General features: G+C 59.9%; 20 protein-coding genes. 10 read left to right on the top strand and 10 right to left on the bottom strand.

Features of this window, described 5'->3' with window-relative positions; genetic code table 11:
- Together B3Y70_RS08850 and B3Y70_RS08855 are read left to right on the top strand one after the other, a co-directional pair.
- Positions 1–209 (top strand): Hsp33 family molecular chaperone HslO (locus tag B3Y70_RS08850; RefSeq protein WP_288589631.1); only part of this gene is annotated, 209 nt, incomplete at its 5' end.
- Between the two features lie 174 nt (positions 210–383).
- Entirely contained in the window at positions 384–1919 is a 1536-nt protein-coding gene (locus B3Y70_RS08855) for a phosphoenolpyruvate carboxykinase (protein WP_022991326.1), read from the top strand.
- A 116-nt stretch (positions 1920–2035) separates the two neighbouring features.
- Here B3Y70_RS08855 and B3Y70_RS08860 read toward each other — a convergent pair whose 3' ends face one another.
- Together B3Y70_RS08860 and B3Y70_RS08865 are read right to left on the bottom strand one after the other, a co-directional pair.
- Positions 2036–4102 (bottom strand): TRAP transporter large permease subunit, encoded by a 2067-nt coding sequence (locus B3Y70_RS08860; RefSeq protein ID WP_288589632.1) that lies wholly within the window; start codon positions 4100–4102, stop codon positions 2036–2038.
- 25 nt (positions 4103–4127) lie between these two features.
- Entirely contained in the window at positions 4128–5180 is a 1053-nt protein-coding gene (locus B3Y70_RS08865; RefSeq protein ID WP_011787160.1) for a hypothetical protein, read from the bottom strand.
- 261 nt (positions 5181–5441) lie between these two features.
- On the opposite strand from B3Y70_RS08865, the gene B3Y70_RS08870 reads away from it, so the two are divergent.
- The gene (locus B3Y70_RS08870; protein ID WP_014422988.1) at positions 5442–5714 is read left to right on the top strand and encodes an HU family DNA-binding protein; all 273 of its coding nucleotides are present in this window, start codon (positions 5442–5444) and stop codon (positions 5712–5714) included.
- A gap of 37 nt (positions 5715–5751) precedes the next feature.
- On the opposite strand, the gene B3Y70_RS08875 is transcribed toward B3Y70_RS08870, so the two are convergent.
- The 8 genes from B3Y70_RS08875 to gshB form a co-directional block, all read right to left on the bottom strand.
- Positions 5752–6771, bottom strand: a complete 1020-nt coding sequence (locus tag B3Y70_RS08875) for a putative solute-binding protein (RefSeq protein ID WP_219194375.1) — start codon at positions 6769–6771, stop codon at positions 5752–5754.
- Positions 6772–6963: 192 nt separating this feature from the next.
- Complete coding sequence (locus B3Y70_RS08880) at positions 6964–8277, bottom strand: dihydroorotase (protein ID WP_153739612.1); 1314 nt, start codon at positions 8275–8277, stop codon at positions 6964–6966.
- On the bottom strand, positions 8274–9293 hold the full coding sequence (locus tag B3Y70_RS08885; protein WP_273031620.1) for an aspartate carbamoyltransferase catalytic subunit: 1020 nt from the start codon (positions 9291–9293) through the stop codon (positions 8274–8276). The genes B3Y70_RS08880 and B3Y70_RS08885 overlap by 4 nt, the downstream gene beginning before the upstream one ends.
- A gap of 27 nt (positions 9294–9320) precedes the next feature.
- A complete protein-coding gene (pyrR, locus tag B3Y70_RS08890; RefSeq protein ID WP_011787165.1) occupies positions 9321–9830 on the bottom strand; it encodes a bifunctional pyr operon transcriptional regulator/uracil phosphoribosyltransferase PyrR in 510 nt (169 codons plus the stop codon).
- A 19-nt stretch (positions 9831–9849) separates the two neighbouring features.
- Positions 9850–10281 (bottom strand): Holliday junction resolvase RuvX, encoded by a 432-nt coding sequence (gene ruvX / locus B3Y70_RS08895; RefSeq protein WP_031210066.1) that lies wholly within the window; start codon positions 10279–10281, stop codon positions 9850–9852.
- Positions 10274–10840, bottom strand: coding sequence for a YqgE/AlgH family protein (locus tag B3Y70_RS08900; protein ID WP_011787167.1), 567 nt, complete (start codon positions 10838–10840; stop codon positions 10274–10276). The genes ruvX and B3Y70_RS08900 overlap by 8 nt, the downstream gene beginning before the upstream one ends.
- Positions 10837–11703 carry an energy transducer TonB gene (locus B3Y70_RS08905; protein WP_023008698.1) on the bottom strand — a complete coding sequence of 289 codons (867 nt, stop codon included), beginning with the start codon at positions 11701–11703 and terminating at the stop codon, positions 10837–10839. The genes B3Y70_RS08900 and B3Y70_RS08905 overlap by 4 nt, the downstream gene beginning before the upstream one ends.
- Before the next feature lie 46 nt (positions 11704–11749).
- Positions 11750–12703: a glutathione synthase gene (gene gshB, locus B3Y70_RS08910; RefSeq protein WP_278350566.1), complete on the bottom strand. Its 954-nt coding sequence runs from the start codon at positions 12701–12703 to the stop codon at positions 11750–11752.
- A gap of 297 nt (positions 12704–13000) precedes the next feature.
- Between gshB and pilG the strand changes: the two genes are divergently transcribed.
- The 7 genes from pilG (at position 13001) to B3Y70_RS08945 (ending at position 26131) form a co-directional block, all read left to right on the top strand.
- Positions 13001–13393, top strand: a complete 393-nt coding sequence (gene pilG, locus B3Y70_RS08915; protein WP_011787170.1) for a twitching motility response regulator PilG — start codon at positions 13001–13003, stop codon at positions 13391–13393.
- 33 nt (positions 13394–13426) lie between these two features.
- Positions 13427–13789, top strand: a complete 363-nt coding sequence (gene pilH, locus B3Y70_RS08920) for a twitching motility response regulator PilH (protein WP_011787171.1) — start codon at positions 13427–13429, stop codon at positions 13787–13789.
- Between the two features lie 20 nt (positions 13790–13809).
- A complete protein-coding gene (locus tag B3Y70_RS08925; RefSeq protein ID WP_011787172.1) occupies positions 13810–14355 on the top strand; it encodes a chemotaxis protein CheW in 546 nt (181 codons plus the stop codon).
- Between the two features lie 93 nt (positions 14356–14448).
- Complete coding sequence (locus B3Y70_RS08930) at positions 14449–16524, top strand: methyl-accepting chemotaxis protein (RefSeq protein WP_288589634.1); 2076 nt, start codon at positions 14449–14451, stop codon at positions 16522–16524.
- A gap of 27 nt (positions 16525–16551) precedes the next feature.
- Positions 16552–17451 (top strand): CheR family methyltransferase, encoded by a 900-nt coding sequence (locus tag B3Y70_RS08935; protein ID WP_011787174.1) that lies wholly within the window; start codon positions 16552–16554, stop codon positions 17449–17451.
- A gap of 11 nt (positions 17452–17462) precedes the next feature.
- Positions 17463–25079: an Hpt domain-containing protein gene (locus B3Y70_RS08940; RefSeq protein WP_288589637.1), complete on the top strand. Its 7617-nt coding sequence runs from the start codon at positions 17463–17465 to the stop codon at positions 25077–25079.
- The gene (locus tag B3Y70_RS08945) at positions 25079–26131 is read left to right on the top strand and encodes a chemotaxis protein CheB (protein ID WP_224850811.1); all 1053 of its coding nucleotides are present in this window, start codon (positions 25079–25081) and stop codon (positions 26129–26131) included. The genes B3Y70_RS08940 and B3Y70_RS08945 overlap by 1 nt, the downstream gene beginning before the upstream one ends.

The raw sequence follows: 26131 nt of genomic DNA on the forward strand, positions 1-26131 counted from the left end.
GCCTGTTCGAGCCGGATCCGGTTGCCTTCCGCTGCAGCTGCTCCCGGGAGCGCACCCTGGCCGCGCTGGAAGCCATCGGCAAGGACGAGTGCTACAGCATCCTCGACGAACAGGGCAGCATCAACATGGACTGCCAGTTCTGTCACGCAAACTATCGCTTCAATAGAAATGATATTGATCACCTTTTCACCGGCCATACGTTACACTAAGCAGTCACTGAACTTGCCCGGAAGCCGCCTCTGGCGCGGCTTTCAGGGCAGTCGTTTTTTGTGGGCGTCTCTGGCATAATAGCGCGCCTGAATTGACCCGATTGTTCAGTTTTCCGTCAATTTTCGGGGGGACGGCCTGGGCAATCACGAAGACATCCCGAGGGCGAGGTCGAAGTGAGCAACACTTATAATGATCTGAGTACAGCACGACTGGTCGAGCTGGCATTAGCAAGGAACGAAGGCCAGCTGGCATCCAACGGTTCTCTGGTGGTCACCACCGGTGAGCGTACCGGCCGGTCTCCTATGGACCGCTTTATCGTCGAGGAGCCCAGCACCGCCGACGACATTCACTGGGGTCCGATCAACCGCCCGTTCGATGCTGAAAAGTTCGATGCCCTGTGGGATCGCGTTGAAGCCTACATCGCCGAAAAAGACCGCTTCGTCTCTCACGTTCACGTTGGTTCCGACCCGGAACACTACCTGCCGGTAAAAATGACCACGGAAACCGCGTGGCAGAACCTGTTCGGCCGCAACCTGTTCATTCGCCCGGATAGCTTCAACCCGGCCGACAAGCAGGAATGGCAGATTCTCAACGCCGCTAATTTCGAGTGTGTACCGGAGCGTGATGGCACCAACTCCGACGGCTGCGTCATCATCAACTTCGCCAAGCGCAAGGTGTTGCTGGCCGGCATGCACTACGCAGGCGAAATGAAAAAAGCCATGTTCTCGGTTCAGAACTTCCTTCTGCCCGAGAAAGACGTTCTGCCCATGCACTGCTCAGCCAACGTCAGTGAAACCGGCGAGACCTGCCTGTTCTTCGGCCTGTCCGGCACCGGCAAAACCACCCTGTCTGCAGACCCGCACCGGTTCCTGATCGGTGACGATGAGCACGGCTGGGGCCCGGGCACCGTATTCAATATTGAAGGCGGTTGCTACGCCAAGTGCATCGACCTGAGCCAGAAGAACGAACCGATCATCTGGGACGCCATCCGTTTCGGCGCCATCGTTGAGAACGTGATGATTGATCCGGAGACCCGCGAGCCGGATTACAACGACGTTTCACTGACCGAAAACTCCCGCTGCGCCTATCCGCTCGAGCACGTCGAAAAGCGCGTGATCGAGAACCGTGCCGGTGAGCCCTCGCACATCATCTTCCTGACCTGCGACATGACCGGCGTTCTGCCTCCGGTATCCATCCTGAGTCGTGAAGCGGCTGCGTACCATTTCCTGAGTGGCTACACCGCGCTGGTGGGCTCCACCGAAATGGGCTCATCCTCCAAGCTGAAGTCCACCTTCTCGACCTGCTTTGGTGCGCCGTTCTTCCCGCGCCCGGCCGGCGTCTATGCCGAGCTGCTGATGAAGCGTATCGACGAATTCGGCAGCAAGGTATTTCTGGTCAACACCGGCTGGACCGGTGGCCCCTACGGTGAAGGCAAGCGTTTCAGCATTCCGACCACCCGCGCCATCATTGCCGCCATCCAGAACGGCGATCTGGACGACGTCGAAACCGAGCACCTGGATGCCCTGAATCTGGACGTGCCCAAGCACGTTCCGGGCGTAGACACCGAGCTGCTGAACCCGCGCACCACCTGGGTCAGCCCGGACTACTACGACGGCAAGGCTCAGGAGCTGATTGCCCAGTTCGTGGAAAACTTCAAGAAATTCGACGTGGCCGACGCCATTGTTGAAGCGGGCCCGAAAGCCGGCTAAAGCCGCTTTCCCACTGCCATAAAAAAAGCGCCTTGCGAAAGCTCGGCGCTTTTTTTGTGCCTTTGGTTTGAGAACACAGACCAGACAGGCCGCCGGGGCGGCCTCGGGCAGAGAAATCAGTTGGCGTAGAACAGCAACGGCACAAAGGCCACCAGTACCAGAGAAATACCCATGGCAATCAGTGGCATGATGATGCGTTCGTGGCGCTGGTAGAAGGTTCCACCTTCCTGCTGGGCCGCCAGCACCTCAGCCTCGCCCACCACCTGGCGGGTGAGCAGATGGTTCAGGGCCACAGGCGGGCTCAGGTAGCCAAGCTCGAAGGCTACCAGCGTCACCATCCAGAAATGCACCGGGTGAATACCGCTGGAGTAGGCTATGGTCGCCACCGTTGCGGTTACCAGAATCACCGCCCCGAAGGCGTCCATGATCATCCCCAGAATCACCAGGATCACTACCATCAGCAGCATGGCAGACCAGGGACTGTCGAACGCCTGAGGGAAAGTTTCCATGATGTGGGAGCGCTCGATCACACCACCAATGCTCACCGACAGCCCCAGCAGCAACAAAAGGGCGCCAATCTCAGCGGTGGTATCGTTGGTCGCGCCACGAACGCTGCGCTCCAGCCCCTGGTGATTGATCTCACCGGACGCCCGGCCCCGGCCATTGTTCAGGCTGATATGCTCATATACCAGAATGGCCAGCATGATCACCGGCAGCAACCGGGGCGCCGAAAATTCGTCCATCTTCACATCCAGGGCAAGCCGGTAGAACAGCACTACGGCAGCGATCACGATCACATAGGGAATCAATGGCCGCAAAGCCTGAATGGACGCCGGAAAGGCATCGGCCGCCGGGGCAAGGTCAAACTGGCTCTGCCGGTTCACCGTGAGAGCCACCATCGCAAACATGGTGGCGGTCAGTACGAATACCCAGATGCCCCAGCCAAACAACTCATCGGTCGTCACCTCTCGGTTCAGGTAGGCAATCACCACCACCAGCAGACACGGCCGCAATACCACACCCAGGGAGCCCGACATGGCCGTGGCCGCCAGGGCCAGATGTCTGCGCGCGCCCGCCGCTCGGAGCTCACTGTAGATAACAGCACCGGCAGCAATCACAAAAATACCGGAAGCACCGGTATAGGCGGTAGGCACCGCCGCCACCAGAACGGCCACCACCGCCAGCATCTCCGGCGGCATACGCCAGGGCCGGAAAATATTGAAAACCAGAGTCGCCAGGCGGGTCTGTTTCAGCATCATGCCCACCCACACGTACAGCCCGACATTCAGGAACATGTCGGCCAGTTCCATCATCTTGCCCAGATAGATCCCGATACCGGAGGAATGACCGATCAGCGCGAAGTAAGTACCTGAAATCAGACACATCACGGTATAGAGCGGAACCGACAGAAACGCCTGATTCAGATTGCCCCCCGGCGCCAGATTGTCGGGCACGCGGAACAGGCGATAGAGGCTCGCCAGCGTCAGGCAGGCAAAGCCGACAATCCAGAAATTGTGTAGCAGCAGCTCCTCACCGGATACGGCGGTGCTGCTGGCCAGGCTGGATTGCCGGAAGATCACTGACGAGCCCAGCAACATGGCGTTGGCAATGGTTTGCAGGGTATAGGAGACGGTGTAGTCCAACCGGGTCTCCATGGCTCGCATGGCAATGTGATGGCGGGTGAGTGTGGCGGTCACCGCACACAGCATCACCAGAATCACCAGAACATAGCGTTGGGCTGTGAGCCCGAACGCGATCAGGTCGGCTACAAAAAGCTCTACCGCCCGATAGGCTTTCACACCGGGAGTCAGTTTGTCCTGCAGGTCTTCGTAACTGGCGTGAGCGGCCCGGCAATCCGCCACCGAGCGCTCTATGGCAAGACGAACTTCCCGGGGATCTTTTTCATGGGCGCCAAGCAGTGCTGCCATCGGGTCGTCTGCCGGCGCTTGCTCAGCCAGTTCCCGGGCGACTTCTGCCTCAACATCCCGGTTGAGGTCGCACTCCGGTTGTACCGGGTCCATGCGCAGCTTGTAATAGCCACTCCAGAGCTGCTCACCAGCGCGCAACATCTGGTTATGAATATCACTGCTGGTGGAGAACAGAACCACAGCCAGCAACAACAGACAGGCCGGCAGCGATGAAAACCACTCCAGACCACTACGACGAAAACCACCCTGGGGCATATCGGCTTACTCGGCTTGATGATGGTTACAACAGGTCGTCCAGATCCATGGTCTCGACCGGTTCACGCTGGTCATCCCAGAAGGCACCGAACTGCCCGATGGGGGTGCGGTGACCGGTGTTTTCCACCCACAGCCGATCCGAAATCGCCACCAGCATATTGGTCGCCATGGCATCCACAAACCGCCATTCCTCGTTAGCCGGATTGGCCTCAAGGGATTCAGCATGGTCGCGGATAACCGACTTCACCAGGGCTTCATCATTCTTGTTCATGGCCGCAATGGCCTGGAACACATGGCCCAGTCGGACGCCAGCTTCCTCGCCCTGCTCCGCGGCAATGGCCAGGCGCTCGAAGGCATCTTCACCCTGCGGCTGGGTTCCCGGGATCATGGCCCAGACGGTGGCACGCAGGCCCATGGGGGCGCCCCACCATTTCTTGTTATCCAGACATTGGGTAGCACGGCCCACCACGGAGCCGGTATTGAACGGAACGCCCACCGAGGAAGTGGCCTGGATCTGGGCGTTAAGCGCCTGCAGCCCGGACAGCAAACCGGCCATGTACATGAACTCGTCCATGTCATCGTCGAAATCCGGGCACTCGGTTTCATCCGGGTTGCCATAGTGGCTATTGTGATGCTGCCAGCTTTTCAGATAGCGGCGAGCGGCCAGGGTATGGGCACGCTTCTGGCGAATAAAGGCGTCTTCCGCCGCGGTCGCGTCCATGGCGTACATGGCGGCCAACCCTGCCAGCTCATGCTCCCTGGCCTGCTCTTCCGCACAACTGCCCGAAGACAGGTAGAGCATCACAGCCAGTTGATCCGGCTCGCTGGTTACCCGACCAAACGACATCAACAGCGGCGCGGTAGCCTCGCTCATGGAACAGCCCATGGCCAGATCGTCCGACTCCATGAGGTAGGGGACGGTATGGTTGCGGGAGAAGCCCTTCATGACATCCCCCGTGGTCTTGTAGATCATGTTATTGACCGCCCCGCAGCCGCTCAGCAGGAGACCGGCAGTCAATGCCGCCACCATGCCGCGAAGCCCAGATGATGTTGTCGGGGATCTCCGGAAACCCTTCATACCTTTCAACCTTTTGTTCTTGTGTTTTGTCCAGAAGATGGGGGCGGACTGCACCATTTGTTACAGTCTGTAACCGACGCTCATTATGACGAACTCCGCCCCGGGTTTATGAGACCGATCCCGCAAATGACGCCTCCGGGAACATATCGTTACCGAAGAAGGTTTGCAGATTCAGCCCAAAGCCACTATAGATTGCTTCAGCCTCCGGCCTGGCCGGGGCAATAACCAACAACAATCAGAACGAATAATCAGGAGTATCCGATGCGCAAACCTGAACTTGCTGCTGCCATTGCCGACAAAACCGGGCTTACCCGGGAAAAGGCCGGAGAGGTAATCAACGCATTTACCGACCAGGTGTCGGCGGCTGCCGCGCGGGGAGAAGACGTGACACTGATCGGTTTCGGTACCTTCAACATCCGCAGCCGGGAAGCCCGCAGCGGACGCAATCCGCAAACCGGCGCAAGCATCCAGATCCCTGCCAGCAAGACCGTGGGTTTCAAGGCCGGCAAGGCCCTGAAAGACGCCATCCGCTGATCACCTGCGGCCCGCTGTATGCGGGCCGCTCAGTGCCTCAGGAGGCGCACTCCGAACGGGAGCCATCCACCCGACAGCGAATCGCCTTCATCAACTTGATGGCGCGCTCATCATAGACCCCGTCCTCCAACAGTGAGAGACGAACCTGGCGCAGCATCTTGTCGTACTCGGCCACGTCTTCCCGGGGCGGGTGCATCCAGACGTCGGCAGGAATCCCGGACTCCGCTTCCGCAATGATCTCGTAGGCCTGATCAATCCGCTTGATGGACTCATCCCGAACCATCTGGCCGGCGTCTTCCGGGAAACGGTCGCGATGAATAATGACCTGGAAGTTCATGTACGCCAGGGCATACTTGAACACCCCACCCTTGGAATTAACGCCCTTATAGAGTTCCAGAGGCTGATAGGCCACGGCCGGAGCATAGGCCAGGTCGACACTGCCATTATTGAACTTGCCGGCAAAGTTGGCGGAGTTGGAGCCAACCACCGATGCTCCGACATGACGGACCATGCGCACCGAGGCCGAGTCGTAATCCAGCGTTGCGATGCGTTTGCCCTGGAGTTTCTCGACCGAATCAATGGCCCGGTCGCGGGTATACAGGTAAATGGCCCCGGCAGGAAAGACACCGGCAACCTCATAGGGTCCGTCAACCAGGAACGGCCGGGCCTTGGGCTGGCTCAGGGTGTTGTACAACAGGCGCATTTCTTCTTCGCCCGGCACTGCACCCATGGCTTCAAGACTACCGGTAAACTTGTTGAATTCCCGGGCACGGGTGCCGGTCAGCAACACGGCATCGCACTGGCCAGCCTTGAAGTCTTCGGCCGCTACTTTTTCATCGGTGTAGGCACGCAGTTCCAGCTTGATGCCTCGCTTGAGGGCCACCGGCTGGAATTCCTTGGTGATGGCAAACAGCGGGCCATTGGCACCGACCGGATCGAATACACAGAAACTGCGCTCAAGGATTTCATCCTGGGCCTGAACCAGGGAGGGTGCCACCAGGCTGGCACACAGGGCGGCCGCCATGGCGAGCCGGCGGGAAAAGCGGATTGATTTCACGGGATGACTCCTGAGTTTTTATTGTCGGGCCGGTCACATCCGGGTGACTGGCTCTCGTATTCTATGACCTGACCGTAGAGGGTCGGGTCATAGAATACGTTGGCTCAGGTGCCTGCCATCAAGGGTTTTTCAGCAAAACCGGCGAGTTCTGTGATGATGTCGACAGAGGCGGAGCCGCCCCTGCCTCATTTTTCAAAGTGGGGTTCCGGGAGCCTGCCAGGCGGTGCGACCTGCCACCAGGGTGAGTTTCACATCCCCTCGCAGGGCCCGATCCAGAACCGGAGCGTGCCGGCCCGCCGACAGCAGCGTTGCTGCGGAAGGCTGCCAGTGGCCATCCGGGTCAAACAGGCAAAGATCAGCGGCAGCCCCGGCCGTCAGAGCCACTTCCCGGCCCAGGACAGCCGCCGGCCCGGCGGTCAGCGCCCGCAGCAGATCCGGCAGTTCCAGCTCATGATTCTGTACCAGCTCCAGGCCCAGGGACAGCACGCTCTCGATGCTCGACAGCCCGGGCTCGGTCGCGGGCAGCGGGGCCTGTTTGGCCGCGGAATCATGGGGCTGATGCTGACTCACAATTGCATCGATAACGCCGTCCCGCACGCCGGCCACCAGCGCCTGACGGTCGGCTTCTCCGCGCAGGGGCGGCCGGACATGAAAACGACTGTCGAAGCCGGCCAGGGCCGACTCGGTGAATGCCAACTGGTGCATGGCAACATCGGCGGTAACCTTCACGCCGCGATCCCGGGCCTGGGCCAGCATCTCGACGCTGCGGGCACAGGACAGCTGGCTCAGGTGCAGGCGCACCCCGGTCTCTTCCGCCAGCAGTAGCATTTCCATGACCGCGGCCGTTTCGGCCACCTCGGGAATACCCAGTAGCCCCAGACGCGTGGTGACCTGGCCATCATGGGCGTAGCCATCGGCCGCCAGTGCCGTATTTTCCGGACTGAACATCACGGTCAGTCCGAAGGTCTGGGCATAGGCCATACACCTGCGCAGAATGCGGGCATTGCGCACGCCCCGGGAACCATTGCCGACCGCCACGCAACCGGCTGCTTTCAGGCCGGCCATATCACTGAGCATATCGCCATCAAGGCCACGGGTGATGGCACCGATCGGCAGCACCCGAACCACACCTCGGGAGGCCACGCTGTCGAGAATCAGATTGGTCACGGCACCGGAATCATTGACCGGCGAGGTTTCCGGCGAGGCACAGACCGTGGTGAAACCACCATGGGCGGCGGCTCGTGTTTCCGAGGCAATATTGCCCTTCTGGCCATTGCCCGGCTCCCGGAGATTACAGCACAGGTCGATAAAACCGGGCGCGATCACCTGCCCGGCGGCGTCCAGTGTTGCCGCGCCCTCGGCTGCCTGAGCCTGCGCTCCAACCGCCTCTATGCGACCATTGCGCACCAACAGCCCCGGGTTACTGATCAACCCCTTGCCCGGCTCAAACAACTGCCCGCCGGTCAGTTTCAGGCCGCCCTCATTCCAGTTCGCTGATGCTGTCATGCCCGGCCCTCCTGCTGTTCCTGCTGTCTTTGCTGACGCTCCGCCATCTGACCACCCATGGCCATGGACATCACCGCCATCCGGATAGCAATACCATTGGTGACCTGGTTAAGAATGACCGACTGGGGCCCATCGGCCACTGCCGACTCAATCTCGACCCCGCGGTTGATCGGGCCCGGATGCATGACGATGCAATCGGGCTTTGCCAGCCCCAGCTTTTCCTGATTCAGCCCGTACAGACGGTAAAACTCACGTTCACTGGGTAGCAGGGCACCTTCCATGCGCTCCTTCTGAAGCCTCAGCATGATCACCACATCCAGGTCTTTCATGCCCCGCGCCATATCGTATTCCACGGTACAGCCAAGATCCTCGACATCCCTGGGCAGCAGCGTGCCGGGGGCAATCACCCGCACCTCTTCCGCGCCCAGCACATTCAATGCGCGAATCTGCGAGCGCGCCACCCGGGAGTGCAGCACATCCCCGACAATGGCAACTTTCAGGCCTTCAAAGCTGCCCTTGCGCTGACGGATGGTCAGCATGTCCAGCATCGCCTGGGTGGGATGGGCGTGGCGGCCGTCACCGGCATTAATGATGGCAACGCCCGGGGTCACACTCTCGGCTATGAAATGCGGCGCGCCGCTCTGGGAATGACGCACTACGAACATATCCGAAGCCATGGCCTCCAGATTAAGCAGGGTATCGGACAGGGATTCACCCTTGGAGGTAGCTGAGGTAGAAATATCCAGGTTCAGGACGTCGGCAGACAGGCGCTTGGCCGCGAGTTCGAAGGTGCTCCGGGTCCGGGTACTGGATTCAAAGAACAGGTTGACTACGGTGCGGCCTCTGAGAAGGGGCACTTTCTTGATACTTCTCTCTCCCACCTCAATAAAGGAGTCGGCGGTGTCGAGAATATCCGTGAGCAGTGGCTGGCCCAGGCCATCCAGCGTCAGGAAATGCCGCAACTGACCATCCCGGGTCAGCTGCAAGTGGTTCGGGGAAGGGTCGTTCGCGGTCATGGCTCGCCTGTTATCAGTTGGGAAGGTTTACTGCCCGGATTCCTGTACTTCAATGCGCAGTGGCTCGGGGCCACGCAGTTTCACTCGTTGATGGGCTTCCAGCGTCAGGGCCCGTCCCACCACATCCGGCTGGATTGGTAGTTCCCTGGCGCCCATATCGATCAGCGTGGCCAGTATGATACTGGCCGGACGGCCGTAGTCGAATATTTCGTTCATGGCAGCCCGGATCGTCCGGCCACTCATGATCACGTCGTCGATCAGGATGATGTCCCGGCCTTCGGTATCAAACGGCAGACTGGACGGCATCACCCGGGGGTTCAGACCAATGCGGCTGAAGTCATCCCGGTAGAACGAGATGTCCAGCTCTCCGAAAGGCTGGGCAATACCCAGGCGCTTCCCCAACACATCTGCCAGCCAGACACCGCCGGTCCTGATTCCGATCAGCACCGGGTCATCCACGCCACGCGCCTGGAGAATCTGACGCAGGCCGGATTCCAAGGTGTCGAGCAGCTGGTCTATATCAAGCAATGCGGTCATTACAGCCTCGTTTATCAGATCAGCCGGCCTGCTCCCGGCACCAGGTTTCCAGTATCAGCACGGCGGCACGGTCATCGACGCCGTGGCGGCCGAAATCGCGGCTGCCACCACCGGCCATCACCTCGCCCTTGGCTTCGTAGCTGGTGAGTCGTTCATCCACCATTTCGACCGTGACATGGTAGCGACCGTGCAAACGCTTGCCGAACTTGCGGGCCCGCGCGCACATGTCATTTTCGGTGTCATCCATATTCAGAGGCAGGCCAACCAGGACAATATCCGGCTGCCATTCCGCCAGCAGCGCCTCGATCTGCTGCCAGTCGGGAATCCCGTCCCTGGCCGGAAGCATGGCCAGGGGCTGGCCGGTTCCGAGCATTTCCTGCCCTGACGCCACCCCGATACGCCGGGTGCCGAAATCAAAGGCCAGTAGTCGACGGTTACCGGGATCAGGCATGACCCACCGAATCACTGAGCTGGTTCAGATCAATGCCCATCAGGCGGAGTACCGCCTGGTAACGTTGGTCTGCCGGCGTGCGGAACAGAATGTCGGTGCTGGCCGGGCAGGTCAACCAGGCATTGCTGCCCAGCTCTTCCTCCAGCTGACCCTCGCCCCAGCCAGAGTAACCCAGTGCCACCAGAAACGATTCCGGCCCCTCATCCCGGCCAATGCTTTCCAGAATATCCCGGGAGGTGGTCAACAGCACTTCGTCGGTGACTCGCGCGGTATTCTGCCACTGCCGGCCCGGCGAGTGCAGAACAAAGCCGCGCTCTGGCTGAACCGGCCCGCCGGTGTATACCGGCAGGTCCAGCTCCCCGCCGTGCATGTCGAGCTGCTCGAGGATCTCACCCAGGTGGATATCCAGCGGCTGATTGATCATCAGCCCCAGCGCGCCCTCTTCCGAGTGTTCGCAAAGGTAGATCACCCCACCGTGAAAGCGGGGATCAGCCAACCAGGGCGAAGCCACCAGGAAGTGGTGCCTGAGACTGCCTGTGGTGTCGTGTTCGGCCGTCATCCTGATGTAAGCCCCCGTCTCTGAAATGACCAGGTGCGTATGATTTCCAGTTCGTCCACGTCCTGACGCATTTCCTCCGGGAAAGGCGCAAACGGAGCGGCCATACGCACAATTCGGATTGCGGCATCATCCAGCACCGTACTGCCGGAGGACTGGAGGATTGCCACTTCCTTGATTGTGCCATCTTTCTTCAGCGAAACCAGCATGCGCAGGGTGCCGTAGATGCCTGCCTGCCTGGCTTCGGTGGGATAGTTGATGTTACCCACCCGGGTCACCTTGCTCACCCAGTTCTGCACATACCAGGCGTTGCTGGACTTCAGGGTCGAGGCTGCCGTTACCCGCATTACCCGGGGTTTGCGGGCATAGGCCCGCTGCTGTGCGTCAAACCTCGCCTCCAGGCTGGCAATCTCCAGGCTGCGCTCCATCAGGCTCTTTTTCTCGCTCTGAGGCAAGGGCTCTTCCTGGGGCTCGCTTCGCTCCTCGGGCCTTGACGCCTGGCGCTCGGTGTGAGTCTCGGTCTGGACGACCGCCCGCTCCTGTTGCGGCTGAGGCCGGGTGGTGGTCTGTGGCTCGGGTTGCACCTGAGCCAGCTCCGGCTGACTGATCTCGGAGGGATTGGGCGAGGTCATTTCCATGGCCTGCTCTTCCGAGCCACTGCCCTGTTGACTGGTCTGGGCCAGAAAATCGGCTTTCTCCGGCGCCTGCTCATCGTCGAACTGGGACAGGGTAATTTCCATGGTCTGAGCCGAAGACCGGGGCGATTCCGGGGCAAAGGTAATCCCCAACACCAACATGGCATGAACGGCCAATGCCATAAACAGGGTGAAGGAAAACCGATCGAAATCGCTAACCTGAGTTGCCATGACGGTTCCTGAGTCTCCTTGTGCGCTCAAAAGCTGTGATCGGTCTTCAGTCTCTGGCCAGACGCCGCTCGATGGCGTCCATCAGCATGCCGGCAATGTCGATGCCAAACGCCGCATCCAGCTCACGAATGCAGGTGGGGCTGGTGACGTTGATTTCCGTGAGATAGTCTCCAATGACATCAAGCCCCACGAACATCAGGCCCTTTTCCTTGATCACCGGCGCTACCCGGGCACAGATCTGGCGGTCACGCTCGGTCAGCTCCCGGCCCTCACCACGACCTCCGGCGGCCAGATTGCCGCGATTCTCACCTTGCGACGGAATGCGTGCAAGGGCATAGGGTACCGGCTCGCCCTCAATCAGCAGAATACGCTTGTCACCCTCGGTGATTTCAGGGATGAATTTCTGGGCCATGGCCTGATGGCTGCCGTAATTGGTGAGGGTTTCAATAATCACCCCGAGATTGGCATCGTTTTCCTTGACCCGGAATATCGAGCGGCCACCCATGCCGTCCACGGGCTTCATGATGATGTCACCGTGTTCGGCATAGAACTCCCGGAAACGCTGGGCAGAGCGGGTCACGATCAGCGGGGGCGTCAGGTCTTCAAACTGGGTGGCAAACAGTTTTTCGTTGCAGTCCCGCAGGGTGGCCGCCGGATTAACCACCAGAGCGCCCTGCTGCTCCGCCGATTCCAGTATATAGGTGGCCATCAGGAATTCCCGGTCCACCGGTGGATCCTGGCGCATCAGAATAACGTCCAGATCACCGAGCGCACGATCCTGGCTGGCACCGAAGCTGTACCAGTTGTCCGGGTCCATGTGCACCGTCAGCCCACGGGTATGAGCCCGGGCCTGGCCGCCTGCGAGATAGAGATCCGGCAGTTCCATGTACTCGATTTCCCAGCCGCGTTTCTGGGCGGCATGCAGCATGGCCAGAGAACTGTCTTTCTTGAAGTGAATATCCTGAATGGGATCCATCACGATCCCCAGCCGGACTGTCATAGCGTCTCCTGGAACTGTCGGTAAGAAAACACGAACCGGTCAGCAGAGCGGACCGGTTATAAAGTGCTATGCTGAGAGGTCAGATGGTATTGTACCCGAGCCGTGAATGCATCCGGAGAAATCCGCAGATAAATCCGTGATGGCAGCGGCAGAAGTACATTTGGTCACAAACTAATACTTTTTATCCGGCCATGGATACTCTATAAATGAGCGGGGTTTATAGAACAACCTTAACGTTTGTGTTAAAACCCCCGTTTGAAAATAACGACAGTCGCTAGAGCGCAAGGCAGTTGGACAATGGATGACAACTTCGAGAACCTGAAGATCATGGTGATTGACGACAGCAAGACCATTCGTCGCACCGCGGAAACCCTTCTTAAAAAGGTTGGCTGTGAGGTTATCACTGCCACAGACGGCTTTGACGCTCTGGCCAAGATTGCCGACTCCCAGCCGGACATCATTTTTGTCGATATCATGATGCCCCGCCTGGACGGCTACCAGACCTGCGCACTGATCAAGAACAATTCCTCTTTTAAAAAGACGCCGGTTATCATGCTTTCGAGCAAGGACGGCCTGTTCGACAAGGCAAAAGGCCGAATCGTAGGCTCGGACCAGTATCTGACCAAACCGTTCAGCAAGGATGAATTGCTTAATACCATCCGCCAATACATGCCTCAGGCGGAACAGTAACCCCTGCTGACACACAGAACCATCGAGGAAACCATGGCCCGCATTCTGATTGTTGACGACTCGCCAACTGAAGTTAAGAAGATTTCCACCATTCTGGAAAAACACAAGCACGAAGTGCTGACCGCAGATAATGGCGCCGATGGTGTGGCCAAGGCCCGCGCGGAAACTCCGGATCTGGTGCTGATGGATGTTGTCATGCCCGGCCTGAACGGCTTTCAGGCGACCCGCCAGCTGACCCGTGCGCCGGAAACCGCTTCCATCCCGGTTGTGATCGTAACCACCAAGGATCAGGAAACTGACCGGGTGTGGGGAACCCGCCAGGGTGCCAAGGGTTATCTGGTCAAGCCAGTTAACGAAGACGACCTGATCAAAACAATCAACAGCCTGATTGCTTGATCCCCAACCTTGGAGTACGCATGTCCGCCCAGGCCGCCCCTTTTGCCGTTCTGACGGATATCGCCCAGCGCAGCCGGTCCATGGCCGCCGGTCTGCCGGAACAACAGGAAGCCGTTGAACTCTGGAACGGCATCGGTTTTATTCTCTCGGGCGAACGCTACGTTGCCCCCATGGGCGAAGTTACCGAAATCCTGCATGTACCCCGGTTCACCCATGTTCCGGGGGTTCGGTCGTTCCTGATGGGAGCGGCCAATGTTCGCGGCCGCCTGTTACCCCTGGTCGATCTCGCCACCTTTTTCGATGTGCCCCGCTCTTCCCGCAGCCTGCGTGAACGGCGGGTTCTGGTGGTTGAGCAGGGCGACGTATTCAGTGGCCTGGTCGTCGACAGCGTACTGGGCATGCAGTACTTCGCCAAAGACAGTTTCAGGGCCACCCCCGACGGGGTGCCCGACAGCGTTCGTCCGTTTGTGAGCGGCGGTTACGAGCGTAATGAGGAGGTCTGGAAAGTGTTCTCAGCCACCGATCTGGTGGAAGACGAACGCTTTCTTGATGTTGCACAGTGGTAAGGGTGATGGTACTGGCAGGAACATCACCCTGACCGTCTGAAACCCGCTACACATACTTGCCATTTCCAGAAGAAAGAGGCCGGGAGCCAGAAAATGAAAAACAGAGCCGGAAGACTCAGTATGGGACAGGGAGGCAACAAACTGGTTGCCGGCCTGATCGCAGCGCTGATTGCACTTACCGTCCTGCTCGTTGTGGTACTGTTCATCATTAACCAGGACAGTCAGCACGACCAGCAGTACATCGCCAACACCGCGGAAATGCGGGTACTCTCCCAGGAGATCGCGAAGAACGCGACCGAGGCCGCCGGTGGTACTGCCGAAGCCTTCGATCAGCTCCGTCGTTCGCGGGATGAGTTCCAGCAGCTCTGGACCAATGTTACCGAGGGCAACCCGGAAACCGGCCTCCCGCCCAGTGAACTGGCCCAGCAAAGCGGCGTACAGGAACACTGGAACACCGTTCGTGAAAACGCCGACAGCATCCTCTCTACCCGTGATGCGGTACTCGGCCTGCACGAAGTAGCCCGGACCCTGAACGAAACCATTCCCCAGCTGCAGGTGGAATACGACGACATCGTTCAGATCCTGCTGGATAACGGCGCCCCTGCCGAGCAGATTTCCCTGGCCCAGCGCCAGTCGCTGCTGGCAGAGCGTATTGTCCGCTCCGTTAACAACGTACTGTCCGGTGATGAAGACGCCGTTATCGCGGCCGACCGTTTCGGCCGGGACGCCAGCCTGTTTGGCCGGGTACTTGACGGCCAGCTTAACGGCAACCCCGCCATGGGTATCTCCCGCGTAGCGGACGAAGACGCCATCTATGGTCTGGAAGCGGTTGACGAGCTGTTCCAGTTCGTTTCCCAGAACGTAGACGCGATCCTTGAGGCCTCTCCCGACCTCTTCAAGGTTCGTACCGCCGCAAGTGACATCTTCCAGAACTCCGAGAGCCTGCTGGCCGAACTGTCGACTCTGGCCGACAACTTCGCCACCCAGTCCAGCTCCCGTCTGATCAGCCCGACCCTGGCCTTTGTCATCCTGGCCGCCATGGTTGCGATTGTTGTCTTTATCGGTCTTGCCCTTTACCGCGACGCCCAGGAGCGTCTGGCCACCACCCAGGAGCAGAATGAACAGAACCAGAACGCGATTCTGCGACTGCTGGACGAACTGGCCGACCTGGCTGATGGTGACCTGACCACCGAGGCCACGGTAACCGAGGACTTCACCGGTGCCATCGCCGACTCCATCAACTACGCGATCGACCAGATGCGCGGACTGGTACAGGCGATTCGTGGTACTGCGGTACGGGTAGCTTCCGCCGCCCAGGAAACCCAGGCTACCGCCATGCACTTGGCCGATGCATCCGAGCACCAGGCCCAGGAAATTGCCGGCGCCTCCGCTGCGGTGAACGAGATGGCTGTGTCCATCGACCAGGTATCTTCGAACGCCGCCGAATCCTCTGCGGTTGCGGAGCGGTCGGTTGCGATCGCGAAGAAAGGCGCGGAAGTGGTACAGAACACCATCCGCGGCATGGACAACATCCGGGAGCAGATCCAGGAAACCTCCAAGCGGATCAAGCGTCTGGGTGAATCTTCCCAGGAAATCGGTGACATCGTATCCCTGATCAACGACATCGCCGACCAGACCAACATCCTGTCCCTGAACGCGGCAATCCAGGCCTCCATGGCCGGTGACGCAGGCCGGGGCTTCGCGGTGGTTGCGGACGAAGTTCAGCGCCTTGCGGAACGTTCCTCTGCAGCAACCAAGCAGATTGAAGCGCTGGTTAAGACGATCCAGTCTGACACCAACGAAGCGGTTATCTCCATGGAACACACCACCGCCGAGGTGGTCCGTGGTGCCCGCCTGGCCCAGGACGCGGGTATCGCCCTCGAGGAAATCGAGAACGTATCCATGTCCCTGGCGGAGTTGATCCAGAACATCTCCAACGCCGCCCGTCAGCAGTCGTCCTCTGCGGCGCACATTTCCAACACCATGAACGTTATCCAGGAAATCACCTCCCAGACTTCCTCCGGTACCAACGCTACCGCGAAGTCTATCGGTAACCTGGCAGAAATGGCCTCCGAGCTGCGGTCCTCCGTTGCCGGCTTCACCCTGCCGGATGAGGAAATGGCCAATCAGGAAGAAGAGGAAAACAGCGACGTACCGGTGGTCAGCTGATCACCGGCCCGGGGCAGATGACGGTCTATGGCGCATACGCATAACCAACTGTCACCCGCCGAAGGCATCTGGTCACTGCGCCGTCTTCCGGATATGGACGACGCGCAGTTCAGCCAGTGGCAGACCTTGCTGGAGCACCGCACCGGCATAACCCTGACCACCGAACGGCGCTCATTTCTGGAAACCAATCTTGGCATCCGGATGCGCGAAATCGGTTGCAGCAGCTACCAGGCCTATTACGAGAAAATCGTATCCGGCCCGGATGCTGTCAGGGAGTGGGCCACACTGGTAGACCGGCTCACTGTTCAGGAAACCCGGTTTTTCCGGGACCCGGACGCCTTCCGGCTGGTGGCGGATTATGTGCTTACCCGTCCCCGGGAACAGTTCAGGAAGCGGGCCCTGGAGGCCTGGAGTGTTGGCTGCTCCACCGGCGAGGAGCCTTACACGCTCGCAATGATCCTGAACGAGGGCATGGCCCAGTTGGGCGTGCAACCGCTCTTCGGCGTAACCGGCTCGGACATCAGTCAGCCGGCCATCGAAAAAGCGCGCCAGGGCCGGTTTAATGCCCGCAAGTTGCTGGGAATGGAAGAAGACCTGAAAGCCAGGTATTTCCGGCCCTCGGAGCGGAATACCGTAGAAATTGTGAACAGCATCCGTGACCGGGTGTGCTTTACCAGGCTCAATGTTCTGGATCTGGATAAAGCACCCATGCACGGGATGAACATTATCTTCTGCCAGAACCTGCTGATCTACTTCCGTCGCTGGCGCCGACGGGAGATCGTCAAACGGCTCGCAGAGCGTCTGGCACCGGGGGGGTTACTGGTGCTTGGCCAAGGTGAACTGACCGACTGGCAGCCACCGGGCCTGCAGAGGGTTCCCTCGGAACATGTACTGGCGTGGATCAAGCGCCAGTCCGACGAAGAATAACCGGAGTGGTTATGGGCAATCACCATGACAGCATCGCCCTCGACTGGGTTCGGGGAGAGATACAGGACACGCTGACCCAGGGCCAGCATGCACTTGAAGCGTATGTCGAGAATCGCGACGACACTGCGCGCCTGCGCTTCTGCCTGAATTACCTTCACCAGGTACACGGTACCCTGCAAATGGTGGAACTCTACGGTGCAGCATTGCTCACCGAAGAGATGGAAAAACTGACCCAGGCCATTCTCAACGAAACCGTGACCAGCGTTGACGATGCCGTCAACGTGCTGATGCAGGCCATTCTACAGCTGCCACAGTATCTGGAGCACATTGGCAGCAGCAGCGATGACTTTCCCATGGTTCTGCTGCCGCTGCTCAACGATCTCCGGGCCGCCCGGGGCGACTCCCTGTTGTCCGACACCTCCCTGTTCAAGCCGGATCTCTCTGCGTCAAAGATGAGGGTCAGCGGTAAGGTGTCTGAACGCCTGCATGATCCAAAAGTCCTGGGCCACCTGCGCAAGCTGCGCCAGATGTACCAGTTTGCCCTTGCTGGCGTGGTTCGCGAGGCGGACCTCGACGCCCATTTCGATTACATGCAGAAGGTAATCCAGCGGTTGGTGCGCCTGTGCCAGAAAACGCCCCGGGGCGAACTCTGGAAAGCGGCCAGTGCCTTTGTCGACACTCTGCAAGCCCGGGTCAACCCGGTGAACACCGCCGTCAAATCCCTGCTCAGGGAGCTGGATTCCGAGATCCGCCGGCTCACCGACGAACATGCGGATATCCTTCAGCAGCCGGTTCCGGAAGCGCTGTTCAAACACCTGTTGTATTACGTCGCCCGCGCCCGGGATCTCGATCGCCCTCAGGTTCAGGCGCTGCGTCAGGCCTATCAGCTGGATAGCGCCCTGCCCTCGGAAGACGACGTGGATGCGGCCCGCAACCGGGTATCCGGTCCAGGCCGGGACGCCATCCACTCCGTGGTCAGTGCCCTCAACGAAGAACTGGCTCGACTGAAAGATCAGCTTGACCTGTTTGTGCGGGCCGAATTTCGTCAGAACAGCGAACTGGACGAGTTACTGCCCGGCCTGCGTCAGGTTGCCAACACCCTGGCCGTTCTTGGTCTTGGCATTCCCCGGAAGGTCGTCACCGAACAGATTGAACTGGTAGAAAAACTCTGCCAGCAGGCCGAAGTGGTCGACGACGGCACCCTGATGGACATTGCCGGTGCCCTGCTTTACGTGGAGGCCAGTCTGGCTGGTCTCGACAGCGAGCGACGCCCGGAGCAGTCGTCCGGCTCGGCCGAGGAAGCCTCCGCCATCAACATGGGCTCCCGTGAACTCGGAGAGGCCAGCGAAGCGCTGATCCGCGAATCCCGTAATACCCTGGAGCAGGTTAAATCCGCCATCGTCAATTTCATTGCCTCCCAGTGGGATGCCCGTGAAATCGAACACGTACCCGGACTCCTGCACAGTATCCGTGGCGGTCTGAGCCTGGTGCCACTGGATCGCGTTGCCGATATGCTCGCCTCAGCCGAGCGTTATGTCACCGACGTATTGCTCAGCAACAAACAGGTTCCGGACTGGAAACAGCTCGACACCCTGGCCGATGCCGTTACCAGTATCGAGTATTACCTGGAGAGACTGGCAGATGGCATCAGCGATAACGACGCTATCCTGCGCGTGGCCGAAGACAGCCTCGCCAGTCTCGGCTTCCCGGTCGGACAGGAGCCCACCTGGAGCCTGACGGAAGAAACCGAAGAGGCCCCGGCTGAAGTACCCGTGGCTGAAGAACCTGAGGCCAGCGCCGAAGAGACCACCGCACCAGAGGCCAAAACCTCTGATGCCGAGCTGCTGGATGATGAAATCCTCGGCATTTTTGTTGAGGAAGCGGAAGAAGTTCTGCAGACCATCCACGAGTTCTATCCGAGGTTGCGCCAGGATCACGACGATCGCGAAGCTCTGACTGAAGTTCGCCGGGCTTTCCATACCCTCAAAGGCAGTGGCCGCCTGGTCGGCGCCACCAGCATCGGCGAACTGGCGTGGTCGGTGGAAAATCTGCTCAATCGGGTCATCGACCAGACCATCAAACCGACCGATGACATGTTCACCCTGGTCGACCAGGTCAACGCCCGTATTCCTTCCCTGATTGAGGACTTCCGGAACGGCGAGACCAGTGGCGACGTCAACGAGCTGATTGAACAGGCTGAAGCACTGGCAACGACCCGACGCGCAGAAACCGGACAGGCGGCCGAAGAGACCACAGGCGAAGCAGAAACTGCAGACGAGGCCGCCGCCGAGCACGAAATCGAAATTCCCGAAACGCCCGCTACCGCGCCAACGAGCGAAGTTGAAGAAGCGGACGACAGTGACGATCTCATTGATGACGAAATCCTCGAGATCTTTATTGAGGAAGCTGGCGAGGTACTCGACACCATTCGCGAATACCTGCCCATGCTGCTACGTCAGCACGATGACCGCAGTGCCCTGGCAGAAGTTCGGCGGGCCTTTCATACCCTGAAAGGCAGTGGCCGGATGGTTGGCGCTACCGTGATCGGGGAGCTGGCGTGGTCGGTCGAGAACATGCTGAACCGGGTGATCGACGGCAGCGTGTTCATGAATGATGATATTGCCCAGCTGCTTCAGGATGTCACCGATTCGGTGCCGGCGCTGGTCACCGATTTTGAGAAACGCCAGGCGCCGAGCCTGAACACCTCTGCCATGGAGGCGCGGGCCAATGCCCTGGCCAATGGCGAAATTCCCGATGCCACAGCCATGCCGCTGGTGGACACCGACACAGAGTCTGCAGAGGAAACAACGGCGGGTACCGTCACTCCGGAAGACAGCATTGAGTATGATGCCCTGCCCGGAGAAGACGAAGTGGATCCGGTGCTGCTGGATATCTTCGAGAACGAAACCGAAACCCATCTGCAGACCATCAAGGAGTACCTGGAGTCTGCGGGCGACAAAGCTACCGCCGCCTACACGGACGATCTCTCTCGGGCGTTGCATACCCTGAAGGGCAGTGCCAACACCGCCGGTATCGCGCCAATTGCGGAAGTCATTACGCCGCTTGAGCGCTTTATCAAAGAATCCCGGGCCCAGAACAAACGGGCAGACCGCGACGTACTGGCGCTGATCAGTGATGCGGCGGGCTTCCTGACTCAAGGGCTTGCCCAGATTCGGGAGAATCCCCAGGCACCGCTGGCAGGCACCGACGAGTACCTTGAGCGCCTGCACCAGGTGTGTGAGCAGACACTCACCAGCCATGCCCAGACAGACGACGAACAACCCGCCAGGAAGTCATCGTCACAGCTGGTACAGCTGTTCCTGGGTGAAGGCCTGGATATCGTTCTGGATGCCGAAAGCATTCTCGATCGCTGGTCTGAAAACCCGCAGCAGGACGAGGCACTGGCAACCCTCCGTGCCGAACTGGAGCAACTGACCCAGGGTGCGACGGACGCCAATCTGCCCGATGTTGCCGAACTGGCCGCCGCTTTGACCCGCACCTACACCGCCATTTCAGAGCAGGGCCTGCCGCCGGGCGATGATGTATTCCAGACCCTGCGCGCCGGCCATGAGCAGTTGATTAACATGATGGATCAGGTGGCGGCCGGGCTGGCTACTGAACCCAGCCAGGAACTGATTCAGGAACTCGAGGCGCTGGCACAGGCAACCGCAGCCGAGCCCGCAGAACCGGATGAGTTCGAGCAGCAGTTCACCGACGACCTGGAAGAGATCGACCTCAGCCTGGAAATGGATGAACTGGAGCAGGCAACAGAAGAACCTGAGCTGACAGAAACGCCGCCACTGCCTGAAACGTCTGAAGACGATCAGGCCATGGACGACGAGCTGGCAGCAATCTTCCTGGAGGAAGCCCGCGACCTGATTGACAGCACCGCGGAAGCCCTGCACAGCTGGAGCGAGGACACATCAAACCTGGACCTCCTGCGGTTGCTCCAGCGTGACCTGCACACCCTCAAGGGTGGCGCCCGACTGGCCGACATTCCGGCCGTGGGTGATCTGTCCCACGAACTGGAAAACCTGTTTGAAGGACTGACCGAGCAGAAATTCTCGATCAATGACACTCTGTCTGACCTGTTGTTCCGCTGCCATGACCGGCTTGCCGGCATGGTCGAGGCACTTGAAGCCAGTGAGCCGCCGAGGCACGCGCCGGATCTGATCACCGAGATTCATGCCTACATCGATGGCGCCCGTGGCACTCGCCCGGTAACCGATGTACACACCGACGACTCGGCAGAACCGGAAGACGAAGAGCTGACCCTGCCGGAGCCGGAGCTCGAGGAAAGCACCGAAGAAACTGCAGGTGCAGAGGAGGAAGAGCTCCAGGCCACCGATCTGTCCCATCTGGACCCGGAACTGGTGGGCATTTTCCTGGAAGAAGCCTACGACCTGATCAACTCAACCGGCAGTGCCCTGCATACCTGGAGCGAAGACCCCTCGAACCGGGAGGTTGCTGCCGAACTGCAGCGTGATGTGCATACCCTCAAGGGTGGCGCCCGCATGGCCGGAGTCGAGGCCATCGGCGATCTCACTCACGTGCTTGAGGATCTGTTCGAAAAAGTGGCCGAAGGCCAGCTTGAAGCCAGCGGTCAGATGACCGACTTGCTGTTTGCCTGCCACGACCGCCTGGCCCAGATGGTAGAGCAGGTGGCGACCCAGAAGCCGTGCCCGCCAGCCGAAGAACTGGTGCATCAGGTTCAGGCCATTCTGCGCGGCGAATCCCTGCCTTCGGAGGAACCGCCGCAGTCAGAGCCGGGTGAGCCCGACGTTAGCGAACTGGAAGAACTGGAAATCAGTGAACAGCCGGCGGCGGAATCCGAAGAATCCGCGTCCAGCCTCAACGAGAGCCTGGAGGACGCCACCGACGATGATCTGGTTGGCATCTTCCTGGACGAAGGCCTGGAAATCCACGAGGCCATTACCGAATGCCTCGACCAGTGGCGCGAGGAGCCGGAGGAGCTGGCGGGCATTACCCGCCTGCAACAGGAACTGCACACCCTGAAGGGCGGCGCGCGACTGTCGGATGTCGACCCGATTGCGGATCTGGCCGAAGCCTGGGCCGACGCCCTGGACCAGCTGATTGCCGGCGACCGGGACCAGTCGGCCATGCTTGGCCTGAGTGACCGCGCCGCGGCCAGCCTGAAATCCATGCTTGATGCGCTGGAAGACAGTCGCAAGCCCGACGCCGACGCGGCCCTGATCAACGCGTTGCGTACTGCCGCGCCAGCAGAAGATACGTCCGGAACCGAATCACCTCAGGCTGAAACGGCGGAAGCGGACTCCGTGGACCCTGAAGTGCTTGAGATCTTCCTGGAAGAAGCTGGCGAAATCATGGACCAGCTGGAGCAACTGCTGGATGACTGGCGTCGGGAGCCGGCCAATGAGCACTTCAACCGGGAAGCCCAGCGAGCATTGCATACCCTCAAAGGCGGCGCTCGTCTGTCCCAGCTCTCAGAGCTTGGCGACAAGGCCCATGCCTTCGAGACCCGCCTGATCGATCTGGGCGGTAACGCGCCAACCGAGGAGCAATGGCAGGCCATCACCAGCGATCACGATGCCATCATCGCGCTGGTTGCGGATATTCGCAAACGCTTTGAATCCGGCGCACCGGCACCTGCCCAGCAGCCGGATAAAGCATCGGAACCGGTTCGCGACGAACCCGCTCCTGCACCCAAAGCCGCCACCGAGCCAGCGCCAGTCAAGCCGGTTCAGGCACCGGCGAAGCCGGAGAAATCGGCGGCCCAGGCACGCAAGAAATCGGCCGATGCACAAAGAGCCGCCCAGGAAACCATTCGGGTATCGGCACCGCTGCTGGATGAGCTGGTTAACCTGGCCGGTGAAACCAGTATTACCCGGGGTCGCCTGGAACAGCAGAGCAGTGATTTCAGTTACACCCTGGACGAAATGGCCGCCACCATCGAACGTCTGCGGGAACAGCTGCGCCGCATGGACATCGAAACCGAAGCGCAGATCCTGTTCCGGGCCGAGCAGGAGCATGGGCCGGATTACGGCGACGATTTCGATCCGCTGGAAATGGACCGCTACTCCTCTATCCAGCAGCTGTCACGGGCCCTGAGCGAATCCACTTCGGACCTTGCTGATTTGCGTGAAACCCTGTCCGAGCGGGTTCGAGACACCGAAACCCTGCTGGTTCAGCAATCACGGATCAATACGGAACTCCAGGAAGGTCTGATGAAGACCCGGATGATTCCGTTCTCCTCCATGGTGCCCCGTCTGCGCCGCATCGTGCGCCAGATCAGTGGCGAACTCGGCAAGAAAGTCGATTTCGACGTACGCAATGCTGAAGGGGAAATGGACCGGAACATTCTGGAGCGGATGGTTGCGCCGCTGGAGCACATGCTCCGCAACGCGCTGGACCACGGCATCGAAACGCCGGAAGACCGCACCAAGGCAGGCAAACCGGCCACAGGTGAAGTGGTTCTGTCCCTGACCCGGGAAGGCGGTGATGTGGTGTTGCGGATGATGGACGACGGTAAAGGCATTCCGTCCGACGTTATCCGCGACAAGGCCGTTCGCCAGGGCCTGATGCGCGCCGACGAAGACCTCTCGGAAAGGGAAATCCTGCAGTTCATTCTGCAGCCGGGCTTCTCCACCGCCCAGCAGGTTACCCAGATTTCCGGTCGTGGCGTGGGCATGGACGTGGTTGCCAGCGAAATCAAACAGCTCGGCGGCAGCCTCGACATCGATTCCGCCCTGGGCCGTGGCACAACCTTCACCGTACGCTTGCCGTTCACCGTGTCGGTCAACCGTGCCTTGATGGTGTCCACCGGGGAAGATTTCTACGCCATCCCGCTCAACACCATCGAAGGTATTGTCCGGGTCAGCACCTACGAGCTGGAAGAGTACTACAAGCCAGATGCCCCCATGTACGAATATGCCGGCCAGCAGTATCGCCTGCAGTACCTGGGCAGCCTGCTCAACAGTGACCACCAGCCCAAGCTTCAGGGCCAGGCCCTGCCGCTGCCGGTCATTCTGGTGCGCGGCGCCGAGCAGCCCATGGCTCTGCAGGTGGACCAGCTGATGGGTAGTCGGGAAATCGTGGTTAAATCCCTCGGGCCGCAATTCAGCTCCGTCCGGGGCGTTTCCGGTGCCACCATTCTTGGTGACGGCAACGTGGTTGTGATTCTCGACTTGCCGGCGATGATCCGCTCCGACATCCTGTCCGAACGCCAGCGCCTGGCGAATCTGGAAAAGGCACGGGACAGCGCCCGCTACGAGGAAAAGGCCACGACGGTTATGGTGGTGGACGACTCCGTTACGGTGCGCAAGGTGACCTCCCGTCTGCTGGAGCGCAATGGCATGGAAGTGGTGACCGCCAAAGATGGTCTCGACGCCGTAGCCCAGCTTCAGGACCACCGGCCGGACATCATCCTGCTCGATATCGAAATGCCCCGTATGGATGGTTTCGAAGTGGCCAGCTTTGTGCGCCACGACGACAACCTGAAAGATACGCCGATCTGCATGATCACCTCGCGGACGGGCGAGAAGCACCGGGAACGTGCTCTGGCCATCGGGGTCAACGAGTACCTTGGCAAGCCGTTCCAGGAAACCGAGCTGCTTGACACCATCAAGCGGCTGACCGGGAACCGGTGATGGCCGGCCCTAACGGCCGGCCTGGCGTCGGGATTGTGTCCGATGTGGTGCTGCAACGGCATCGGCTGCAGGCGGCGACCGGAAAATTTGGCCTGGACGTCAGCTTCTCGGGAGATCCCGAGCGGCTGATGGACTACCCGGCGTTTCCGGACGCAGCCCTCTGGCTGGTGACCCTGGAAGACGAAGCGGATCATCCGGCACTGTTCGAGCATCTGCTGGAAAATACAGAAGCACCGGTCTTATTTGGCCTGGACCAGGCTCCCAAGCCCGGCACCACGGAATACTTCCGCTGGGAACGCCGGCTGCTCGACAAGCTGGAAAAACAGCTCGGGCATCTGGAGCAGCTGGATACCGCCAACGACATTGAAGAGCTGGCCGAGTCCACGCCAGATGCGGTGGACGCGCCTACGCTGCCACACTGGATAACGCCGGCGGCGCCGGGTTCGGTGGCTGAGGAAGTCTGGATTCTCGGAGCCTCGCTGGGCGGTCCTGCAGCGGTGAAGACCTTTCTCGATCACCTGCCGCCAAGGCTACCGGTCGGGTTTATCTATGCCCAACATATTGATGGCAATTTTACCGAAGTCCTCACCCGGGTTCTGGGCCGGCACGCCCATTATTCGCTGAAACGGGCCGAGGAGGGCTATCGGGTACGCAACGGCGATGTGGTGCTGATGCCGGTTGAAAGAGAGTGGTCCTTTGATCGCCAGGGCCAGCTGACGGAACTGAATCATCCCTGGCCGGGCCCTTATGGCCCATCGATAGATCAGGTGTTGCTGAACGTGGCGGATCACTATGGCAAACACTGTCATGCCATCCTGTTTTCCGGCATGGGCAACGACGGCGCTATCGCTGCACCCATGCTGAAGGCCTATGGCAGCCGCATCTGGGTTCAGGAAAGCACCAGTTGTGGTAATAGCTCCATGCCCGATTCGGTGGCCGCCACCGGCTGCACCAGTTTCTGTGGCACTCCGGAGCAACTGGCCAGGGAACTGGTAAAAGTCATTGAGAACAACTGCCTGCTCAAGGGCCGGCAAAAACGGGATTCCGCCTGA

Source organism: Marinobacter sp. UBA5687 (assembly GCF_002420325.1).
Classification (GTDB): Bacteria; Pseudomonadota; Gammaproteobacteria; order Pseudomonadales; family Oleiphilaceae; genus Marinobacter; species Marinobacter nauticus.